Genomic DNA, 2,736 nt, shown 5'->3' on the forward strand with positions numbered 1-2,736 from the left:
AACCGGGCGCGGGCGGCACACACCCCCGGCGCCGCGGAGCGGGGCAGCACGGGGCCGGCGTAGCGCTCCAGCGCGGTGGCCACCTGGCCGCGGTCCAGCAGCCGGCGGACCTGGTCGAGGTCGGTGTCCAGCGGGGCGGTCAACCGGTACGGGCGGGAGGCCAGCAGCTCCTCGCCCAGCAGCTTGCGCAGCCGCGACAGCTCGGCCCGCACGGTGACCGGGGCGGCGTCGCCCGCGTGCACCTCGGCGGCGAGCTGGTCGGCGGTGCGGCCACCGCCGGCGCGGGCCGCCTCGGCCAGGAGCAGCACCAGCTCGGAGTGCCGCAGGGAGAGCTCGACCGGGCCGTCGGGGGTGGTCAGCCGGGCCCGGTCACGGCCCAGGACCTCCAGCAGCGGGGTGACCGGGCGTGGGCGGGGCGGGGCCGTGGGGGCAGCCAGCTGCTCGCGGTGCAGCCAGCGCAGCTCGGACTCCGCGGCCGCGACGGTCGCCCGGACGAGGGTGAGCACCGCCGGGCTGGCCACGTGGTCGCCGCCGGTGACGTCGATGGCGCCGAGCAGCTGGCCGGTGACCGGGTGGTGCACGGGGGCGGCCGAGCAGCTCCACGGCTGCACCGTGCGGCTGTAGTGCTCGCTGCCGTAGATCTGCACGGGGGTGTCCAGGGCCAGCGCGGTGCCCGGGGCGTTGGTGCCGACGACGTCCTCGCTCCAGCGGGACCCGGCGACGAAGTGCATGCCCTCGGCCTGGCTGCGCAGCCGCCGGTCACCCTCGACCCACAGGATCCGGCCGGCGGCGTCGGCGACCGCGACGATCATCCGGTCGGCCTCGGCGTCGGCGACCAGCAACCGACGGATGACCGGCATGACGGCGGTCAGCGGGTGGGCGTCGCGGTAGCTGACCAGGTCGTCGTCGAGCAGGTCGACGGGCGCGGCGACGGCGTCGGGGTCGACGCCCCCGGCCAGGCTGCGCCGCCAGGAGTCCAGGACCACCGACCGCACGTCCTGGTCGGCGCGGGGCGCGCGGCCGCGGGTGACCAGGGCCTCGTGGGCGGCGCGCAGCCGGCGGGTGAGCAGAGGTCCCGGGGCGCCGTCGGGCAGCGCGAGCCACGGGTTGACCGCGGTCACGCGCTCACCCGTGGCTGCGCTGCCGCGTGGCTCATGTCACCGTCATGGTGACCGCTAGCGGGCGATCGCGCCAGACTCCTCGGCGTCGTCCACCACGGCGGGCTCGTCCACGTCGGGCAGCGAGCGGGGCCGGACGACCGCGAACAGCACCACCACGGCCAGCGCCGAGGCGGCCAGGATGACCGACCCGAGGGCCAGCGCGTCGTTGCCCAGCAGGCCCACGACGGGCGAGACCACGGCGCCGACGCCGAACTGCACCGCGCCCAGCAACGCCGCCGCCGTCCCGGCCGCCTCGCCGTGCCGGGACAGCGCCAGCGCCGGGGCGTTGGGCATGCCCAGCCCCGCGCTGGCCAGCACCAGCCACAGCGGGACGGCGACGCCCAGGAGGCCGCCGAAGCCGGTGGCGGCGGTGATCACCAGCAGCGCGGCCGAGCCCAGCCCGCCGAGGACGGCGACGGTGAGCAGCACCTGCGGGGAGGTCCGGCGCAGCAGCACCGGGTTGGTCTGCGTGGTGCCGATCAGGAAGACCGCGCCGGCCCCGAAGAGCAGGCCGAACTGCTGCTCGTCCAGGCCGAACTGCTGCTGGTAGACGAACGAGGCGCCGGAGACGTAGCTGAACAGCCCGGCGATGACCAGGCCCGCGACCAGCACCAGCCCGACGTAGGCCCGGTCGCGGAACAGCCGGCCGTAGTCGACGACCGTGCGGCGGAACCGCAGCGGGTGCCGGTGACGGGCGGGCAGGGTCTCGGGCAGCGTGAGGGCGACCGCGACCAGCGACGCGGTGCCGACGACGGCGAGGACGACGAACAACCCGCGCCAGGAGGTGAAGCGCAGCAGCTCGCCGCCCAGCGTCGGGGCGAGGACCGGCGCGACCCCGATGACCAGGAACAGCCGCGACAGCAGGCTGGCCGCGGCCCGACCGGAGTACAGGTCGCGGACGACGGCGAGGGCGACCACCGCACCGGCTGCCGAGCCGATGCCCTGCAGCACCCGCAGCACGCCGAGGACCTCGACGGTCGGCGCGACGAGGATGAGCAGCGAGGCGAGCACGTGCAGCGCCGTCCCGGCCAGCAGCGGCCTGCGGCGGCCGACCGCGTCCGACAGCGGGCCGAGCACCAGCTGGCCGAGGGCCAGGCCGGCGAAGGTGCCGGTGAGGGTCAGCTGCACCGCCGCGTCGGTGGTCATCAGGTCGGCGGCGATGGTGGGCAGCGCCGGCAGGTAGAGGTCGATGGTCAGCGGGCCGAGCGCGACGAAGGCACCGAGGACCAGGGTGACCTTGAGCGGGCTGAGCGCGGGCTGGGAGGGCGGCACGGGAGGGGCAAGGCCGCACCGGGAGGTTCTGTTCCCGGGGTCAGCGGGGGCGGGCGGGCAGCAGGGCGCGGACGCTGCGGGCGGTCAGGGCGCCGCGCCAGAGGCCGGCGCCGTAGGCGAGGTCCTCCAGTCGCCGTCCGGCCGCGAACCGGAGCAGGCCGACCTCGTGGCGGTGCGGCCACCAGGCTCCGGCCGCGTCGGCGACCGCGGCCGCCGCGACCAGCCGGCGGCCGCGGCGGGTCGCCAGCAGCGGGAGGGCCAGCGGCCAGTGGTGCCGGGTGACCGACCGGGCCAGGGTGCGCCC

At 77.1% G+C, this 2,736-nt stretch carries 2 protein-coding genes and 1 pseudogene; all 3 read right to left on the reverse strand.

What is annotated here, in order from left to right:
- The coding region (locus tag NH342_RS22595) for a GAF domain-containing protein (RefSeq protein WP_253018561.1) at positions 1-1,121 on the reverse strand (1,121 nt) is incomplete at its 3' end.
- 54 nt (positions 1,122-1,175) lie between these two features.
- Positions 1,176-2,432, reverse strand: a complete 1,257-nt coding sequence (locus NH342_RS22600) for a multidrug effflux MFS transporter (RefSeq protein ID WP_253018563.1) — start codon at positions 2,430-2,432, stop codon at positions 1,176-1,178.
- A 40-nt stretch (positions 2,433-2,472) separates the two neighbouring features.
- Positions 2,473-2,736, reverse strand: a pseudogene (locus tag NH342_RS22605) (mycofactocin system glycosyltransferase); the annotation flags it as partial.

The organism is Klenkia sp. PcliD-1-E (assembly GCF_024124375.1).
Taxonomy (GTDB): domain Bacteria; phylum Actinomycetota; class Actinomycetes; order Mycobacteriales; family Geodermatophilaceae; genus Klenkia.